Source organism: Bradyrhizobium cenepequi (assembly GCF_020329485.1).
Classification (GTDB): Bacteria; Pseudomonadota; Alphaproteobacteria; order Rhizobiales; family Xanthobacteraceae; genus Bradyrhizobium; species Bradyrhizobium cenepequi.
On the sequence record NZ_JAGKJI010000003.1, the window covers coordinates 56155 to 72980 of the forward strand.

Consider the following 16826-nt stretch of genomic DNA (forward strand, 5'->3'; position numbering starts at 1 on the left):
GCCCCACTTGAATGGCCGGCATCCCACCGAGAGAGATGGACGCAGTGGTCAAGATTGGGGTCATCTCGGATACCCACGGCCTGCTGCGTCCCGAGATTGACGCGCAACTCGACGGTGTCGCGCATATCATCCACGCCGGCGATATCGGTAGCCCAGACGTGATTGCCGGCCTTCGTCGGATTGCGCCTGTGACTGCGATCCGAGGAAACGTCGATACCGGCGACTGGGCGGAGCACTATCCGGGCACCCGGACGGTAAGGCTCGGCGGGCGGTCCATCTACATCCTGCACGATGTGCACGAACTGCGGCTCGATCCCGGTTCGCGCGGAATTGAGGTGGTCATTTCGGGCCACTCGCATCAACCCCGCATCGAGACGGTTGATGGGGTGCTTTATCTCAATCCTGGAAGTGCTGGGCCGCGGCGTTTCAGGCTGCCTATCACTCTGGCGACTTTAGAGCTGACGGCAAGCCGCCTTCGGCCATTCATTCACCACCTTGGTCGCACGGAGTGACAGCCGACACGGCCTGCGGCATTGAGGCGCGCTTGGGACGCGCGGACGCCAGGCGTGCCGCGCATGCGGTCAACTCTTGCAGTTCGGCCTGACCTGCGAATGAGACTGGCGGTGCTTGAACGCCGTCAGCGCGACTACGATCACACAGCACAGTGCGTTGAAGCCGTTGGTCAAACCCATGGTGATGTCACCGAGATTGGAGAAGGAGTAGACGGCTGTTGATCCGTTCGCAGCAATCCAGAGAAACCAGGTCGAATAGGAAATGGCTGAGGCGCCATTGGTATCATGCGCGATCTTGTAGATCTGCGGCAGATAGGAAATGAGCCGCAGAGCGTTGAAGATCGTGAACAGGTAGTACGCTATGTCCGAAGGCGTCATTCGTGCACCTAGCTGTTGTCCGATCTCAAATAGAGCTCTTCATAAGGCGCTCCGTCGGCTTTGCGGTGCGCCGCTTGTCGATCCCTGTGCTTTCGGAAATGTTGGCTAGCGCTGCTACCGGATCATGACGTGCGCGGACTGAGCGACTACATCCGTAATGAAGTGCGGCTTGCCGCCGGCGACGGCTCACCAGCGGAGTGCACCGCAGACGCACCGGTGGAATGCGCTTGACAACGAAACAGTCGCGATATTGTGAGCCGGTTCGCACACACCGTTACCAGCCAACTCGTGAGAATCGTCGAATGAATACATGCCTTCTCCTCACGGACAATCGCGGCGCATGAGACACAGAATTCCACTACCGTTTTCGGCACTGATCCTGCTCTTGCTTTCCTTCCAAGAAGCCACCGCACACGCCATCGTGATCAAGTCGTCGCCCGCGGCCGATGCGGTCATGCCTGCGGGCAATGTGCCGATCCATCTGCAGTTCAATAGCCGGATTGACCACGATCGTTCAAAAGTGATGCTGGTCGGCCCGAGCGGGATACAGCAGCGGCTCACACCGGCAGCCGACTCGGCGGCCGATGTCCTGGATGCGAAGGCGGAAGGTCTCAGTCCCGGCGTCTGGCGTCTGCGCTGGCAGGTGCTGAGCGTCGACGGGCACATCACACGCGGCGATATTCCGTTCACCGTGCGGTAGCCTTGTCGCTGTTTGTCGATATTTTCGGCTTCCTGTCCGTCGTTCTGCGCGGTCTGATTCTCATGAGCCAGACTTTCGCGCTCGGCACGCTTGCGTTCCTGCTTGTGCTGCTGCGACCGCTCGACACCTGGCTGTCCCCCGAGAGCGCCGAGATTGGCAACCTTTGTCGGACATTTCTCCTCATCAGCTCCTTCCTCTTGGGGATCTTCACGCTTTGCTCTCTCGTACTCAATGCCTTCGCACTTGTCGGCACGCTCGAGCTCTCGTGGGCGGAGGCCGCCGGAGCTGGTTTCGTGCGAGCGGACCTGGTGATCGCCGCCTGTGCCTTCCTCATCGGCCTTCTCGCAAGAACGTCGTGGAAAACATCACGTCTTCTCCTTCTTGTTGGCCTCGCGGCCTTGATCTTGATCGCACAGCTTTCGGTCACTCACGCAGCGAGCCGTCTCGAACTGCGATGGCCCTACCTCGTCTGTGGCGGGCTCCATATGCTCGGTGCCGCAGTCTGGATCGGGGGTCTGCCCTGCTTCCTGATAGCGCTTAACCGCTGTCACGATCCGGCTCACTGGAAGCTGATCGCACGGCGCTATTCCGCGATGTCGATGGCTTCGGTGGCCGCCATCCTTGTCGGCGGCATCGTGATGTCGATCGGCTATGTCGGCTCCTTCCAGGCGATCTACGGCACCGCCTACGGGGTCATGGTGAGCGCGAAGGTCTGCCTACTGCTGATGCTGCTCGGGCTCGGCGCCTTCAACTTCTTTACCGTCGACCGGTTGCGCCGCGATGCTTCAACTCCGATCATACGGTTGAAGCGGTTCGCCGAGGTGGAGATCGGGATCGGCGCGGCTGTGATCTTTGCCGCGGCTTCGCTGACGTCGCTGCCGCCGGGCGTTGATCTCGCGCAGGACCGGGTGAGCTGGTCCGAGATCGTCGAGCGGTTCACGCCGCAATTTCCGATCCGCCTATCAAGCCCGAGCTACGACAAGCTCACCGTCGCAGAATTGCAGGCGAAAATCGCTGCGGCTGATGCAGAGCGGACGACGGCGCCGCTGGCCTATGTCCCGGGCGAGGGCACGATCCTGCCTCGCAACGCAGCGGATGTTGCCTGGTCGGAATTCAATCACCATTGGGCGGGGATCTTCGTGGCCCTCATCGGCCTTCTCGCTCTGATCGCCCATTTTCGTTGGGCCCGATGGGCGAGGCACTGGCCGCTGCTCTTCCTTGCCATGGCAATGTTCCTGTTTTTCCGTGCCGACGAAGCGGCGTGGCCGCTGGGGCAGTTCGGCTTTTTCGAATCGCTGCGCGATCCGGAGATCGCGCAGCATCGCATCTTCGTGATGCTGATCGTCATATTTGGTCTGTTCGAGTGGCGGGTGCAGGTCGGCGGGCTCAAGAACAGCAGGGCGGCCCTGGTGTTTCCGCTGACCACCGCGATCGGCGGGGCATTGCTGCTCACCCATTCCCACGCCATCGCCAACATCAAGGACCAGCTCTTGATCGAGATGAGCCACACGCCGCTAGCGCTATGCGGCATCCTCGCCGGATGGGCACGCTGGCTGGAGCTGCGTCTCGATGGCAAGGCAAGCCGGATCGCCTCCTGGATCTGGCCAGTGGCATTCGTCCTCGTCGGGCTGATCCTGCTCGATTATCGGGAGGCTTGACCTAAAACGGCAATTCAACGTTCGCGGCGATCGGTTGCTTGGCACGGCGCTGGGTTTGAATAGACTGGACTAATTGAGATGACTTGACCTCGCCGCATCGACCAGGAAGTTGTCTTGCAATTGGATCTCGCGAGACGGAGCCAAGCCACATGAGTTTCCATTCGATCTACCGCCACGGCTTCGCCCGGGTCGCCGCCTGCGTCACGGTGTCCCGCGTGGCAGATCCGACGGCCAATGCAGCCGCGATCATCGAGGCTGCGAACGCCTGTCACAGGCAGTCGGTGGCAGCCGCGGTATTTCCCGAACTGTGTCTGTCCGGCTATGCGATCGAAGATCTGGTCATGCAGGATCCGCTGCTCGATGCGGCGGAGCGGGGGCTGGCGAATGTTCGGGCAGCGTCGGCCGAACTGATGACCGTCCTGATCGTCGGCGCGCCACTGCGCCATGGGGCACGGATCTACAACTGCGCGGTCGTCATTCATCGTGGCCGCATTCTCGGCGTCGTTCCCAAGACGTACCTGCCGACCTACCGGGAGTTCTACGAAACCCGTCACTTTGCCTCCGGCGCTGGATTGACCGGGCTGGAGATCACGATTGGCGACGTTCGCGTTCCCTTCGGCGTCGATCTGCTCTTCGAGGCGGATGACGTTCCGGGACTGACCATCGGAATCGAGATCTGCGAGGACATGTGGATTCCCGTGACGCCGGGGGCGGAACTCGCATTGGCCGGGGCGACCGTGCTCGCAAATCTCTCCGGCAGTCCGATCACGATCGGTCGGGCGCTTTCGCGTGATCTTTTGTCGCGATCCTGCTCGGCGCGCTGTCTTGCCGCCTATGTCTACGCTGCAGCGGGAATCGGGGAATCGACCACTGATCTGGCTTGGGATGGCCAGACCTCCATTTTCGAGAATGGCGTGCTGCTGGCGGAGGGTGAGCGCTTTCGGCAGCACGGGCAGATCACGATCGCCGACATCGATCTTGACCTGCTGCGTCAGGAACGCTCCCTGATGAGCACCTTCGACGACAATCGAAGGCAGAAGAGCGCCGGCGCGTATCGCAAGATAACTTACTCGCTGCGGCCTCCGATGACGGACATCGGATTTGCGAGGAAGGTGGAGCGTTTTCCGTTCGTGCCCAGCGACCAGGGCCGCCTGAACCAGGATTGCTACGAGGCCTACAACATTCAGGTCGCCGGCCTGGTGCAGCGGCTGCGGGCCATCGGCTCGAAGCGGGTGGTGATCGGCGTCTCGGGTGGACTCGATTCCACGCATGCCCTGATTGTTGCCGCCAAGGCAATCGATCTTCTCGGACTGCCGCGATCGAACATTCTTGCATACACGCTGCCTGGCTTTGCGACCGGGAGCGCGAGCAAGGCCAATGCAATGGCCTTGATGCAGGCGCTGCAGGTGAGCGCCGGCGAGCTCGATATTCGCCCGGCGGCTACACAGATGCTCCGCGACATCGATCATCCCGCAGGGCGGGGCGAACCGGTCTATGACATCACCTTCGAGAATGTGCAGGCGGGGTTGCGGACCGACTATCTCTTCCGCCTTGCCAATTATCGCGGAGGAATCGTGATCGGCACCGGCGATCTCTCCGAGCTGGCGCTCGGATGGTGCACCTATGGTGTCGGCGACCAGATGGCGCATTATAACGTCAACGCCGGCGTGCCGAAGACGTTGATCCAGCATCTGATCCGCTGGGTGATCGCGACAGGACAATTCGACGATGAAGTCGCTAACACGCTGAGCGCCATCCTCGCCTCAGAGATCTCGCCCGAGCTGGTGCCTGTCCAGGCCGGCGAAACTCCGCAGAGCACGGAAGCGGCCGTGGGACCTTACGAACTGCAGGACTTCAATCTCTTCTATACGCTGCGATTCGGTTTCCGGCCGTCGAAGATCGCGTTCCTCGCCTGGCATGCCTGGAACGATGTCACCAAGGGCGAATGGCCAGCCGCGTTTCCAGCCGACAGGCGCAAAGCCTATCAGCTTGCCGAGATCAGGCGCTGGCTCGAGGTGTTCCTGCGACGATTTTTCGCTTTCAGCCAGTTCAAGCGCTCCGCGATGCCAAACGGTCCCAAGGTCTCGGCGGGGGGCTCCCTGTCGCCTCGCGGCGATTGGCGCGCGCCCTCCGATGCCAGCGCCGCGGCATGGCTGGAGGATCTGGAACGAAACGTTCCGCCCGCCTGATGACGGTAGATCGATAGGCACCGCCGGGGCTGATCTGCGTTGTTATTGGCCGAGCTCAACATCCTGATAGCGGAAATGCGCTGTACGAAGGTTTCCGCATCGTAGATGCCGGCACGTTTTTGAGAAGGTCAACCAATGCCCAGGAGCAAGCAACGCGGTTCCTCACGGAAAACAGGTTTTTCGACTCGAGTCGGGCCGGTAAGAACGCCGATCACCAATGACGTCGCAAGTTCGGCCCGAAAATCGATCAAGCCACAGCTCACCAAGCCTTTTCATGTTGCCGTCGATCGGCAATTGAAGTCCGAGCACGAGAGCTACGAGGCCGCCGAGAAGGCCGCGATCGCGATCAAGAAGCGACATCCGAAGCTTTATGTGACCGTGTTCGACGCCAAGGCGCAGCGTCACACGCTTGTCGAGCTGCCGACGGCCGCCAATCCCCAGCATGGCCCCAATCACAACGGACAGGGTAATGCGCCAACGCCGCGCAAGGCCGTCGCGACTGGACGCCACCACTGACGGGTGGCGCCTCCATTGCCATTGCGCGGTTGCCGGTCTGAGGCGTCGGTCTAGAGCGGCTGTTCAAATTCCGCCACGGAATGCCCGAACTGCGACAGGGCTTCTTCCAGATAGTCGCCGAGCAACGGCATTCCCAGGAGATATTCCGCCGTACGCTTGTTGTGCGCGTGAGTCGCCTCGGCGCGAAGGTCGTCCCACTCGTCGAGTTCGCCATCGCCGCGACCGAGCCACGCGAGGGCCACGAGGTCGATCTGCTCGTCCACGTTCAGGCCGCGGATGATTGCGGTCAGTTCGCCGCGGACGGGATCGTCGCGATGATCCTCGAGGGACCGAGAGCATGGCGTCGTCGCTCGGGTTGGAGGCGGGCGCCGGGTCGGTCACCGCATCCTTGACGTCGAACTGCCGTGCCTTCGCGAGGATCGCTGCCACCTTCGCGGAGGAAATGGTAAGTTGCGGTATTGGGCTCATGGCAGACTCCTCGCTGGGACCGTCAATGACTAGCCACTCTGTGATGGTATGCCATTGATGCGCGTCAAACCCGGCGGCGAGCCGTGGGCGCAAGTTTCGCGAGAGGCTATCAGAGTGTCGTCAGCTGCTCCGACACCCGGCCCCGTTCGCAAGTCGATCGTGGCAGCGGCGAAGGTTGAATTGCCGGTTGCAGCGCGTCTATCCTCCGTACCCGACCTGCCGTGTGGTGGCGCAAGATACTGAGATGGACCTTTGGCCAATCCTGCAATCGCTCGTGCTCTTGACTTTCGCGAACGGTACGCCGGTCATCGCGAAGAGACTGTTTGGGTCCCATTTGGCGTTCCCTCTGGATGCCGGAGTGGATTTCGTTGATGGCCGCCCGCTCCTGGGGCCATCGAAGACGATCAGAGGTGTGGTCCTTGCCGTGGCTGTCACCGCAGCGGCCGCGCCGGCATTTGGAGTGAGCGTCGCCACGGGCGCTCTGGTGGCATGCCTTGCCATGCTCGGGGATATCATCTCGAGCTTCATCAAGCGTCGTCTCAAACTGCCCTCCAGCGCCCAGGCGATTGGGCTGGACCAGATTCCGGAATCGCTGTTGCCCCTGGTGGCCTGTCAGAACGCGCTAGCGCTGACATGGGTCGACATCATCCTCGGTGTCGGCATTTTTCTGGTAGGGGAGCTGCTGATCTCCCGCGTGTTGTACGTGCTGCACATCCGCGATCAGCCTTATTGAGGCCGCCGCCGACCGGCGAGAGACCAGCGGCTGGACGTGATCCCCGACGATGCCGTCGATGTGAGCGATCGTGATGCCGCGATCCCTTGGGACGAACGCGGCCCGAACGCACTTCGTCGGATGAGAGCGGCGACGGGTTCATTGGAGTAAACCTAATGCGTACTTTCTTGGCCTTCGGCCTGTTGATCGCGCTGTCTGCATCTGCCAATGCGAAGACGGTGCATCATCACCACGAACCGCGACATGTCATCGTTCGGCCCGCTCCGTTCTACGCCGCTCCGGGGTGGGAGTTCGCAGCGCCTCGGCCGCCGGTCCACTATGACGACACCCCGAGCTACAACGATCCGTCCAAATTTGGCGGCGGCACGGCTCTGTAAATAGTCCGGCAGGTCGACGCGTCTAGTTGCTCTTCCGGAGTGCAGCCGTCTGCTTCGCGAACTGCTTGTCGAAATCCTGTTCGAGGCCTGCCACATAGGTTGCAAGCTCGCCAGGCTTGACGAACGGGTTCGGCGCGCTGTCCTTCATTTGCGCGCGCTTCGCCTGCATGCCGTATACTTCCGGATGCGGGCCGAGCAGCACGTCGATCTTCATCGCCTTGGCCTTGGTGAACGTCGATCGGTAGTCATCGGCAATACCGGCATAGGTTGGATTGCCGACTAGCCTGTTGAGCGCGACTGTTCCGCTGCAGAAAAACAGTACCTCCCGGTCCTGGTTGCCGTCCTTGACGGTCATTTCCCAGCTCGTGCAGCCGGGTGAGTGGCCAGGGGTGGCGTGCGCCATCAGCGTTGTATCGCCGAGCGTGACCTTGTCGCCTTCCTTGACCGCGCGGTCGACTTTCACGGGCGGGAAGCCGAGGTCGGCGTTCTTCTCATCGCCGGGATAGTATCCGCCTTCGAGCAGGGGCCTGTCGCGTTCTCCCGCAACGAGCTGCGCGCCGGTCTCCTTCTTGATGTCGGCAAAGCCGCCGGTGTGATCGAAATGTGCGTGCGTGTTCAGGATGTACTTGATGTCGCCGAGCTTGAAGCCGAGCTTGGCGATGTTGTCCTTGATCATGCCGGTGGACTGCGGAAGTGCCGTGTCCATGAGGATCAGGCCCTGCGACGTCTTGATAATGTAGACGGCGATGCCGTCGGTGCCGACATAGTAGATGTTGCCGATCAGTTGAAACGGCTCGAACGGCGTGGTCCATTTCTTGGTGACCTGCGCCATAAAATCCTTGACGGTTTGCGCCTGCGCGCCGGATGCGAACAGCGCCAGGGCGCACAGCGCGGCTGTGAGCGTCCTCATGATTGCCTCCCTTTTGTTTCTCTTGTTGCGCGGCAAGGGACATTGATGCGCGATTTGAGCGGCCGGCTCAAGCATGATCTCGCTGGAGCTGGGTTCCCTGAAGCCCGCGTGCGTTAGCGGCGACCGCCGAGCGCAAACGGAGAAGCGCCGGGCAACAAGGACGAATTGATGTCGCTGTCGATGCGCCCCGACTGCTGGGTGTAGCCGACGCCCAATGACAGGCTGAGATTTGACGCCGGCTGGATTTCGATGCCCGCATGCGCGCTATAGCCGGGCAACGTGCCGGACACGGAGTCGAAGGGAGCGAAGGGGCTGCCGATGCCAGTATGGTATTTCAAGGTGTCAAAACCGGCATAGACCGTGAGCGGCAATCCGCCCGCATTCTTGAAGCTGTAGCCGAACTGCACGCCTTCAGTATAGAGCGAGCCGAAATTGCCAAAGATTGCGTTCTGGTTGAGGCCGCTGAAACCCGTGCCGCCGCGTTCGCTGCCTACAAACCAGCCGTTGGGGAAATTATAGCGCGTATAGGAAAAGCCGCTGCGGCGAGCGTCGAAGCTCGGAAAGTTGCCATAAGTGCTCGCACTCTGGTCGACCGTCACATTGTCAAAGCCGAGGGGCCAGCCAGGAGTCCAATATGTCATGGGGGCAACTTGGGCGTGCGCCGCTCGCCCGCCCAGACAGAGCGTCGCCAAAATGACCGCGAGACCTCGCCCGCCTGAGAAAGCCGACATCCGCACTACCGCCAAGTGTCCGTAAGTTATACGCTCCGGATATCAAGAATGCCAGCGCGGCGCTACTTGCCGTCGCATCACCACGTTTTTGCGATACGCGTCGCGTTGTACCGTTACCGGTGTGAAAAGCACGGCCTCACCACGTGGAGAACGGACCGGCGAATGGCGGGCTCCAAAATGGGCGGCGATCGCGTGCGCGCGCATAGGGAAATTCGCTCGGTGGCGCGCGCCGTCGCATCTTGATTCCTCCTTGCGGTTCGCCGCTCATGACGACCACGAAGTCCGTTCCTTTCCCCGTTTCGGAGCTCAACGCCTCGTCGGTGATGACCAAGGACGAGCGTGGCGTTGCGCCGGCTATGCGATCCAATACGTCCTGCGGAATGGCGACACGGTCGAGTGCGGCTATTGCGCTGGGTTCCGTCTTCTTTGGCTCAACCTCGTGACGTCTGTGCCCGCGCGCCGGATCGTGAGCTTCAGCGATGCCGACGTTCGGTCGGCTGCTTTCGAATGAAACAACACTCCATCGAATTCCGGTGCCGCCGTCGGTTTGCTCCGTGGCGGTGAACACATGCGTGCCAATCGGACGATCGGGATCCTGGATGGTGACAGGACTCTCGAGGATCGGTTCAAATGCCCGCCGGACATAAAGCCGTTGGGTTTTGCGGCTGATCAGCACCGATACCGGCTCGAGCTCGCGTGCCGCCTGGCGTGCTGCCTCGGCCGCCGCAATCCGTGCATTCTCCGCGGCGAGGGCGGCTTCACGCGCAGTCGTGACGGCATCGAGCTTCGGTTGCAGCTCCGCCTTTGCCGCGGCCCATTGCTCCTGCAGCTCGGCGATCCTGGTGGCCGCCTGCGCCTTGGCGCGCTCAGCCTGTTCTTTTGACTCGGGCGAGGTGGCGGAGCCAAGCGCAGCCTCGGCTGCGGCCAATTGCGTCTCGGCTCTGCGCTTCAGATTTTCTGCAACGCGCACCGGCATCATGGCCTGCGTGGATTCCCGGTAAGCCTTTGCGGAGGCGAGCCTCGCCTGATCCGCCTTTACGGCCGCCTCATCGGCCTCTGCGCGACGGGCTGCGGCCAAAGCGACGACATCAGGCTTCGGCTTGAGCAGAGCCGGATGGGCGATCTCAACCGGCGCCACATCGGTTGGCGCCACGATCACCCGCAAGCCGAGCCGGGTGTTCTCGAACAGACGCTCGGCGAAATCGAAGGGCATCCGCACGCAACCATGGGAGGCGGCATAGCCGGGCAGGGGACCGCCATGGAGCGCGATCCCCGACCAGGTGATGCGTTGCATGTGCGGCATGTAGGCATCGTCATAGAGGTTCGAATAGTGCTCCGCTTCCTTTTGGATGATGCTGAAGATCCCGGCGGGCGTTTCGCGTCCCTTCTGACCGCTCGACACCGGTGCACGCAGTATCCAACCATTGGAATCGTAAACGGTGATCCGCTGGTCCTGGAGCGAAACGATGGCCATGAGCGGGTCGCCGGCGATGCGCGACTCGACGGATTCGACCCGGCGTTCACTCCGGCCGCCCCTGGCCCCTGCATGGTCTCCAGCCGCGATCAGCGCGGCCAGAGCGGCGATGAGGAGATACGCCGGCCGCAACGGCTGGTTGCGCTTACGTTTCACGAAGCGAGAAATCATGCGCGTCCCATCTGCGGCGCCAATCGGCTCGGTCCGAACTCGTATGGTCCTTGGAACATTCGAGCGGCACAATTGAGGAATTCGGCAGAGCCTGCCCGCGTCGTTAGAGCGCATGCTTGAATGGGGTTAGATCGTTCTCCCCTTCGACGCTTTTGCGTTTTTTGTGCGTTTCGTCACGCTGCGATCGGCGCGCATCACCGGTTTGGCGCGCTTTTTCACGTCCGCTTCCGCGTGGCGAACGTTCGTTCCGCGGCGAGCAATATATTCCTTGCCGTCGATGGGAGCCACATGCGGCGGATCTCTATCGAGATACGGTCGCCCGATGCCAAACTCCTTCCCGTGCGCATCGACCCATTTCCAGAGGGTCTCACTGGCAATCCATCGCTGCGCCCGTGTCGTACCTTTGACGCTCACGATATCGGCCGCAAGCCCGTGGCCATAGCCGCCGCGCAAGCTTCCGCCATGGTACGACCTGTTACTCGCCGCCTTCAGCCCGCTTGCGATCGCTTGACGATAGTCATCGCGGAACGCACTGGTGATGCCCGGTGAAAGCCCGGCTTGCTCCGCCGCGTGAAGCGTATGAAAGAGCTTCAGCTTGAATTTTCGATCCATGCCTCCGATCACGTAGTCCATCATCGGCATGCCGGCTCTTTCCGCCGCCTTCGGATCCTTCCATGTGAAGTCCGCATCGACTAGCCTGGTAAAGGTTCTGGTGACAGTCACCGTCTTGCCCTTCTTCCTGACCGTCACTTTCCTCTTCTCATACACCTTGTTGGTGTCTTCCTTGGGCGTCCGTTGGTACAGTGCCCACAGGTACCGGTCGACGCAGATGTCGACGACCAGGCACTCGTCGAGAATTTCGATGCGGCTCACAGCCGCCCCCGCGTCGTTTGGCACCGAGTCAGGCGTGTTCGCTGTCGCGGCCTGCATGGGCCCGGCATCCGGCGCCAGCGTCTGCGACGCATCGGGCAGCGCGGCTTCGACGATGGGTTCCGGTTCGTCCGACGCCGGCGTCGCATCGGTGACGATCCCCTTCACCGACTCCACGGCCGCCGCCACGTCGGCGGCAGCGACGTTGCCCATTGCGGTTGCCGGCGGTGCGTCGGCCGGTTCGGCGTTGGCGGTGAGAGATGGTGCGCGGTGGTCCTCGATCGGCACTGCGCCAGCGCTCTCGATACTGGCAGAACCTAAGCCACCAAGCGATGCGACAACCCAACCTGCGAGAACGATCGTTCCGCATAGCGCCGGCGCCACCGTCGCAAATTGCCGCGGGGTCATGTCCCGTAGCCTCCAAAGGGCTCCACTTGAGCCAAGCTGCCCAGCCAAGCGACAGTGCTGATCTTTTGGATCAAGATGTGGATGTACAATGGCAGAAATCGCAGGTTGTGATTTTTTCCGGGAACTGTTGCCCGAGCGCAACGCTGTCTTTCAGACAAATGCAAATTAGATTTTAGTCATAAGCGCACGAGAAACGGCAACGCACTCACCTGTTACGAGGCTATGGTCCGCGCTTCTGCAAGGAATGGCTGGAGCGCTGGATTAAGGTTGCCCGGCCGCCAGGCGATCACGTGCTCGATGGTCGGAGCTTTTTCGAGCTTATGGTGCACCAGATTCGCAATGCCGAGCTGCCCCATGGATTGCGGCACCAGGGCAATGCCAAGGTTCTCCGCGACGAGGTTCACGATTGTCTGCTGAAGTGCGACTTCGAGCCTGAACGTCGGCTCGAACCCGCCGGAGCGACAGTACCCGACAATCGCCTCGCGCAGCATCGGTGCCACCTCGGTGGGGGTAGCGATCAGAGGCTCGCCATTGAGCTGCTTGGCGCGGATCACCGTATGGTGGGCGAGAGGGTGGCTTGAGTGCACTGCCAGGCACAACCGCTCGCGATAAATCGTGTGCGTCTCCAGTCCGCGAATGGGGCCAGGGTTGAACATGATGGCTGCATCGAATTGCCCGGCCAGCACAGCATCGGCCAGGGTGGCGGGGATGATCTCCCGCAATTCGACGCGCACCTTGGGGTGCTTGGCCATGTAACGCCGCGCCAGGCCCGGCAGAACGGTGTAGGCCGCGTGCATCATGAAGCCGACGGAAAGCTCGCCCAACTCGCCGCGCTCGGCCAGGCGCGCGTTGCGACAGGCCTGGTCGAAGCCGATCAGCACCGCTCGTGCGTCTTCCAGAAAGCGCCGACCGGCGTGGGTGAGCGTCGCCCGCCGTGAGTGACGTTCGAACAGACGGACGCCAAGCTCTTTTTCCAGCGCTGCGATCTGTCGGCTCAGCGGCGGCTGGCTAATGTGGAGGCGCTCGGCCGCGCGCCCGAAGTGGAGCGTCTCGGCCAAGGCCACGAAATAGCGCATCTGCCTGATGTCGATCATGATACCGATAAGGTATGGATAGGGGTGTCAATCGGTATTGGATGATATCAGAGCTGCCGGATAGAGCTAACCGGCAATTTCAAAGCCAGGCTTTCCGATGCTCTCGACCCTCACCACCGTGCTGCCCATTTTCGCGCTGATCTTCGCGGGCTGGCTCGCCCGCCGGATCGGCGTCCTTGGCCCCCACGCGACGACGGAGCTGAATCGCTTCGTGGTGTACCTTGCGCTTCCGGCCCTGCTTTTCGACGTCATCGCCCACGCACAATGGAGCGATGTCTGGCAGCCGGGCTTTATCGCGGCGTTCGGCATCGGCGTGGCGCTTGTCTTCGGCCTGACGATCGCCGTTCGCCTGCGTCGCCCGCGGCACCTGGCCGATGCCGCGATCGACGGCCTGAATGCGGGCTACGCGAATACAGGCTTTGTCGGCTTCCCGCTGGCGCTCGTGGCGCTTGGCCGCGAGGCATTGGCGCCGACCCTCATTGCGACGATCATCACGGTCTGCATCCTCTTTGCGATTGCCATCGTGCTGATCGAAACTGGCCTGCAGACTGAAAAGCGACGCAGACACCTTTTTATCAAGGTAGGCGGTTCGCTGCTTCGCAATCCCTTGCTTGTCGCGCCTGTTCTGGGCGCGATCATTCCGCTCGCCGGGCTCAGTGTTCCCGGCCCAGCAGAGAGCTTCCTGAAACTATTGGGCGGTGCGGCCTCGCCCTGCGCGCTCGTCGCGCTCGGACTGTTCCTCGCAGCGAAGCGGGAGACCACCGAGCAGGACATCGGATCGGCAGCTCTCCTCGTCAGCTTCAAGCTTGTCCTGCAGCCGGCCGTCACCTGGGTCATGGCGACCGCGGTGTTCGGCCTCTCACCGTTGCTCACTCACGTTGCCGTTCTGCTGGCTGCTCTCCCGACCGGGACAGGTCCCTTCATGCTGGCGGAGTTCTATCAGCGTGAGGCTGATATTACTTCCAACGTTATCCTTGCTTCCACTGCTGCATCCATTCTGACCGTAAGCGGGTATCTCGCTTTGGCCGGATAGCTTCTTGTGGTCGATGTAGCTGGTCGCCGCGTTGCGGCTTCAGAACGAGCCGAACACGGTGCCGATTGCGATCACAGCAGCAAGAGCGATCATGGAACTCACGATTCCGACCATCACAATCTCGAGGTAGCTTTCACGATGTGTCAGGCCGCAGATCGCGAGCAAGCTCACGACGGCGCCGTTGTGGGGCAGAATGTCCAGCGTCCCCGAGCCGATCACTGCGACGCGATGCAAAATCGCGGGATCAATCCCCGCCTGCGCGGCAATGCTCATGTAGGTCTGACCCAGCGCATCGAGCGCAATCGTCAAGCCGCCCGAGGCGGACCCTGTCAACGCCGCAAGAATGTTTGTGGCGACGGCAAGCGACACCAGCGGACCGCCCTCAATGCCTAACACCCAGTCCCGCACCACGTCGAAGGCGGGGAGGGAGGCAACAACGGCGCCGAAACCGACGAGGCTCGCGACGCTCAAGGCGGGCAGCACGGACGCATTGGCCCCGGCATCCATGGTTTGCCGCAGTGCAGGCAGTCGCGTCCAGTTGCAGAGGATGACTGTCGTGATCGCTACCGATAATGCGACGATGACCGACCAGACACCGGCAACGGCTGATAGCGACGTGCTCCCCCAACGTTGTTCGGCCAGGAATGAGAAGTCGAGCCGCGGCAGGACAACGAGCGACATCACGAGATTGACGGCGACAACCACGACCAAGGGAAGGATGGCGTTGAAGGCCGGCGCTGCCACTTCGCTGTGGTGCCCGTGGCGGATCTCCGCCGGATCGAATTCCCGCGCGGTTGCAGCCCGCCCGCGCAATCGTTCATCATCGGCTACATATTCGGGAGTTGGCGGTGGCGTGTCGCCGTAGCCCTCATTTGCGCGTCGCGCCGCTTGCTCGGCGCGATGAAGCCACCATAGCCCGATGCCCAGCATGATAATCGACGCGATAAGGCCAAGGCCCGGCGCCGCGAAGGACGTCGTACCGAAGAAGGGCATGGGTATGGCGTTCTGAATCGACGGCGTGCCGGGCATGGCCGACATGGTGAAAGTCGAGGTGCCGAGAATGACCGACGCAGGCACGAGGCGATGCGGAATCGCCGCTTTGCGAAAAAGCGACTCGGCCATCGGAACGATCACGAAGAATGCGACGAAGAGGCTGACGCCGCCGTAGGTGACCAGTGCACCCGCGAACACGACGGCCAGGATGACCCGGCGCTCGCCCAGACTGCGGGTGATGAAGTTCGCGACTGCGACGACCGCTCCGCTGTCATCCATCAGCTTCCCGAAGATGGCGCCAAGCAGAAAGATGGGAAAGAATTGGGCGAGAAACTCCGCCGCACTGCTCATGAACGTCTGCGTCCAGTTGGCGAGCAGCGGCTGACGACCGAAGGCTGCGGCCATCAGTGCGGCGACCGGCGCGAGCAACAGGACGCTCCAGCCGCGGAAAGCAAGCCAGATCAACAGGCCAAGCCCGACAAGAATGCCGAGAAGTCCCATGGCTTCAACACTCCGCCAGCAGGATGTCGAGATCGGCGGTCGAGCGCACGCCGAGATCGGCGCCGTGCGTATCGAGGAATTCATTGGCAGCCCGCCGTCCTTCCTCGCGCAGCTTGGATACGAACGCCCATTCGGCGTTGAGCTTGGATGACGCGCCGAACGTCGCAAGCATGTCGCTCTTGATCCGGTGCGTCTTCATTCGTGCCCAACGCGCGCCTTCGCCGGTGCCGGGGTCGGCAACCTGACGAAGCAGCGCGATCATCCGCAGCTCCTTCGCGAGCGGCGAATTGAATGAAATCTCGTTGAGGCGGTTGAGGATTTCCGCGGCGGTGCGTGGTTGCTCCGCCCGCTCGGTCGGGTTGATCTGCACGATGATGGTATCGTGCGCATCTGTCTCGCGAACAAGCGGCGTGATCGTCGGATTGCCCGCGTAACCGCCGTCCCAATAGGGCTCGCCATCGATCTCGATGGCGCGGAACATGGTTGGCAGGCAAGCCGACGCCAGCAAGACATCCGCATTTATCTCCGCGTTGCGGAAGATCCGTCCGCGACCCGTCCGCACCCGCGTGGCGGTGATGAAGAGCTTGATCGGCGAGCCGGGGAGACGTTCGAAATCGATCGCCCGGGCCAGTATCTCTCGCAGCGGATTGAAGCCGAGCGGATTGAGATCGTAGGGCGACAGCACACGCGACATCAAGTCGGTGAAGACATAGGCGGGAGAGGTGTCGAGCGACCATCGTCCCATGAGGTGGTCGAGCGGCGACCGTTGCAGCGGGCTGAATTCAGCAGCGCGCGAGACGCTACGCCAATATTTGTCCATGGCCTCGTGTGCTCCGGCGGCGCCGCCCTCGGTCCAGCCATCCGCCAGCACAGCGGCATTCATCGCCCCGGCCGATGTGCCGGATATCCCCGCAATCTGAAGCCACGGCTCTTCAAGCAGCCGCTCGAGGACGCCCCAGGTGAACGCACCATGCGAGCCTCCGCCCTGGAGCGCCAGGTCTATGAGCACCGGGCTTCGGTTCATGCGTTCATGCTGACCGCCTCGACCCTGACGATGGGTTAGTTCGGTTCAGTCCATTTGCGCCAATGGGTTGGATGAATATCAACGTG

The 16826-nt window shown here is 61.9% G+C and carries 17 protein-coding genes; 8 read left to right on the top strand and 9 right to left on the bottom strand.

Annotation, left to right across the window (positions count from 1 at the left end):
• The first annotated feature begins 35 nt into the window (after window positions 1-35).
• Complete coding sequence (locus tag J6497_RS05740; protein WP_225703279.1) at window positions 36-512, top strand: metallophosphoesterase family protein; 477 nt, start codon at window positions 36-38, stop codon at window positions 510-512.
• A gap of 69 nt (window positions 513-581) precedes the next feature.
• Here J6497_RS05740 and J6497_RS05745 read toward each other — a convergent pair whose 3' ends face one another.
• On the bottom strand, window positions 582-890 hold the full coding sequence (locus J6497_RS05745) for a PQ-loop domain-containing transporter (protein ID WP_225703280.1): 309 nt from the start codon (window positions 888-890) through the stop codon (window positions 582-584).
• A 340-nt stretch (window positions 891-1230) separates the two neighbouring features.
• Between J6497_RS05745 and J6497_RS05750 the strand changes: the two genes are divergently transcribed.
• The 4 genes from J6497_RS05750 (at window position 1231) to J6497_RS05765 (ending at window position 5953) form a co-directional block, all read left to right on the top strand.
• Window positions 1231-1590 carry a copper resistance CopC family protein gene (locus J6497_RS05750; protein ID WP_225703281.1) on the top strand — a complete coding sequence of 120 codons (360 nt, stop codon included), beginning with the start codon at window positions 1231-1233 and terminating at the stop codon, window positions 1588-1590.
• A gap of 2 nt (window positions 1591-1592) precedes the next feature.
• On the top strand, window positions 1593-3248 hold the full coding sequence (locus tag J6497_RS05755; protein WP_225703282.1) for a CopD family protein: 1656 nt from the start codon (window positions 1593-1595) through the stop codon (window positions 3246-3248).
• Window positions 3249-3397: 149 nt separating this feature from the next.
• Complete coding sequence (locus J6497_RS05760) at window positions 3398-5437, top strand: NAD(+) synthase (protein WP_225703283.1); 2040 nt, start codon at window positions 3398-3400, stop codon at window positions 5435-5437.
• 294 nt (window positions 5438-5731) lie between these two features.
• Window positions 5732-5953 carry a hypothetical protein gene (locus tag J6497_RS05765; protein ID WP_225703284.1) on the top strand — a complete coding sequence of 74 codons (222 nt, stop codon included), beginning with the start codon at window positions 5732-5734 and terminating at the stop codon, window positions 5951-5953.
• 50 nt (window positions 5954-6003) lie between these two features.
• Here J6497_RS05765 and J6497_RS41880 read toward each other — a convergent pair whose 3' ends face one another.
• Window positions 6004-6216 (bottom strand): DUF3775 domain-containing protein, encoded by a 213-nt coding sequence (locus J6497_RS41880; protein ID WP_376708166.1) that lies wholly within the window; start codon window positions 6214-6216, stop codon window positions 6004-6006.
• A gap of 449 nt (window positions 6217-6665) precedes the next feature.
• On the opposite strand from J6497_RS41880, the gene J6497_RS05775 reads away from it, so the two are divergent.
• Together J6497_RS05775 and J6497_RS05780 are read left to right on the top strand one after the other, a co-directional pair.
• On the top strand, window positions 6666-7154 hold the full coding sequence (locus tag J6497_RS05775) for a CDP-archaeol synthase (protein ID WP_225703285.1): 489 nt from the start codon (window positions 6666-6668) through the stop codon (window positions 7152-7154).
• A gap of 155 nt (window positions 7155-7309) precedes the next feature.
• On the top strand, window positions 7310-7531 hold the full coding sequence (locus J6497_RS05780; protein WP_225703286.1) for a hypothetical protein: 222 nt from the start codon (window positions 7310-7312) through the stop codon (window positions 7529-7531).
• A gap of 22 nt (window positions 7532-7553) precedes the next feature.
• On the opposite strand, the gene blaBJP is transcribed toward J6497_RS05780, so the two are convergent.
• The 5 genes from blaBJP to J6497_RS05805 all read right to left on the bottom strand — a co-directional run bounded on the left by blaBJP (window position 7554) and on the right by J6497_RS05805 (window position 13189).
• Window positions 7554-8441: a BJP family subclass B3 metallo-beta-lactamase gene (blaBJP, locus tag J6497_RS05785; protein WP_225703287.1), complete on the bottom strand. Its 888-nt coding sequence runs from the start codon at window positions 8439-8441 to the stop codon at window positions 7554-7556.
• Between the two features lie 113 nt (window positions 8442-8554).
• Window positions 8555-9082 carry a hypothetical protein gene (locus J6497_RS05790; protein WP_312010228.1) on the bottom strand — a complete coding sequence of 176 codons (528 nt, stop codon included), beginning with the start codon at window positions 9080-9082 and terminating at the stop codon, window positions 8555-8557.
• A gap of 226 nt (window positions 9083-9308) precedes the next feature.
• Window positions 9309-10817, bottom strand: a complete 1509-nt coding sequence (locus tag J6497_RS05795) for a L,D-transpeptidase family protein (RefSeq protein ID WP_225703289.1) — start codon at window positions 10815-10817, stop codon at window positions 9309-9311.
• 126 nt (window positions 10818-10943) lie between these two features.
• A complete protein-coding gene (locus tag J6497_RS05800; protein WP_225703290.1) occupies window positions 10944-12095 on the bottom strand; it encodes a M15 family metallopeptidase domain-containing protein in 1152 nt (383 codons plus the stop codon).
• Window positions 12096-12307: 212 nt separating this feature from the next.
• A complete protein-coding gene (locus J6497_RS05805; RefSeq protein ID WP_225703291.1) occupies window positions 12308-13189 on the bottom strand; it encodes a LysR family transcriptional regulator in 882 nt (293 codons plus the stop codon).
• Between the two features lie 97 nt (window positions 13190-13286).
• Here J6497_RS05805 and J6497_RS05810 point away from each other — a divergent pair, with 97 nt between their 5' ends.
• Entirely contained in the window at window positions 13287-14222 is a 936-nt protein-coding gene (locus J6497_RS05810; protein WP_225703292.1) for an AEC family transporter, read from the top strand.
• Between the two features lie 39 nt (window positions 14223-14261).
• On the opposite strand, the gene J6497_RS05815 is transcribed toward J6497_RS05810, so the two are convergent.
• A complete protein-coding gene (locus J6497_RS05815; protein ID WP_225703293.1) occupies window positions 14262-15716 on the bottom strand; it encodes a GntP family permease in 1455 nt (484 codons plus the stop codon).
• 4 nt (window positions 15717-15720) lie between these two features.
• The gene (locus J6497_RS05820) at window positions 15721-16740 is read right to left on the bottom strand and encodes a patatin-like phospholipase family protein (protein WP_225703294.1); all 1020 of its coding nucleotides are present in this window, start codon (window positions 16738-16740) and stop codon (window positions 15721-15723) included.
• Window positions 16741-16826: the final 86 nt, after the last annotated feature.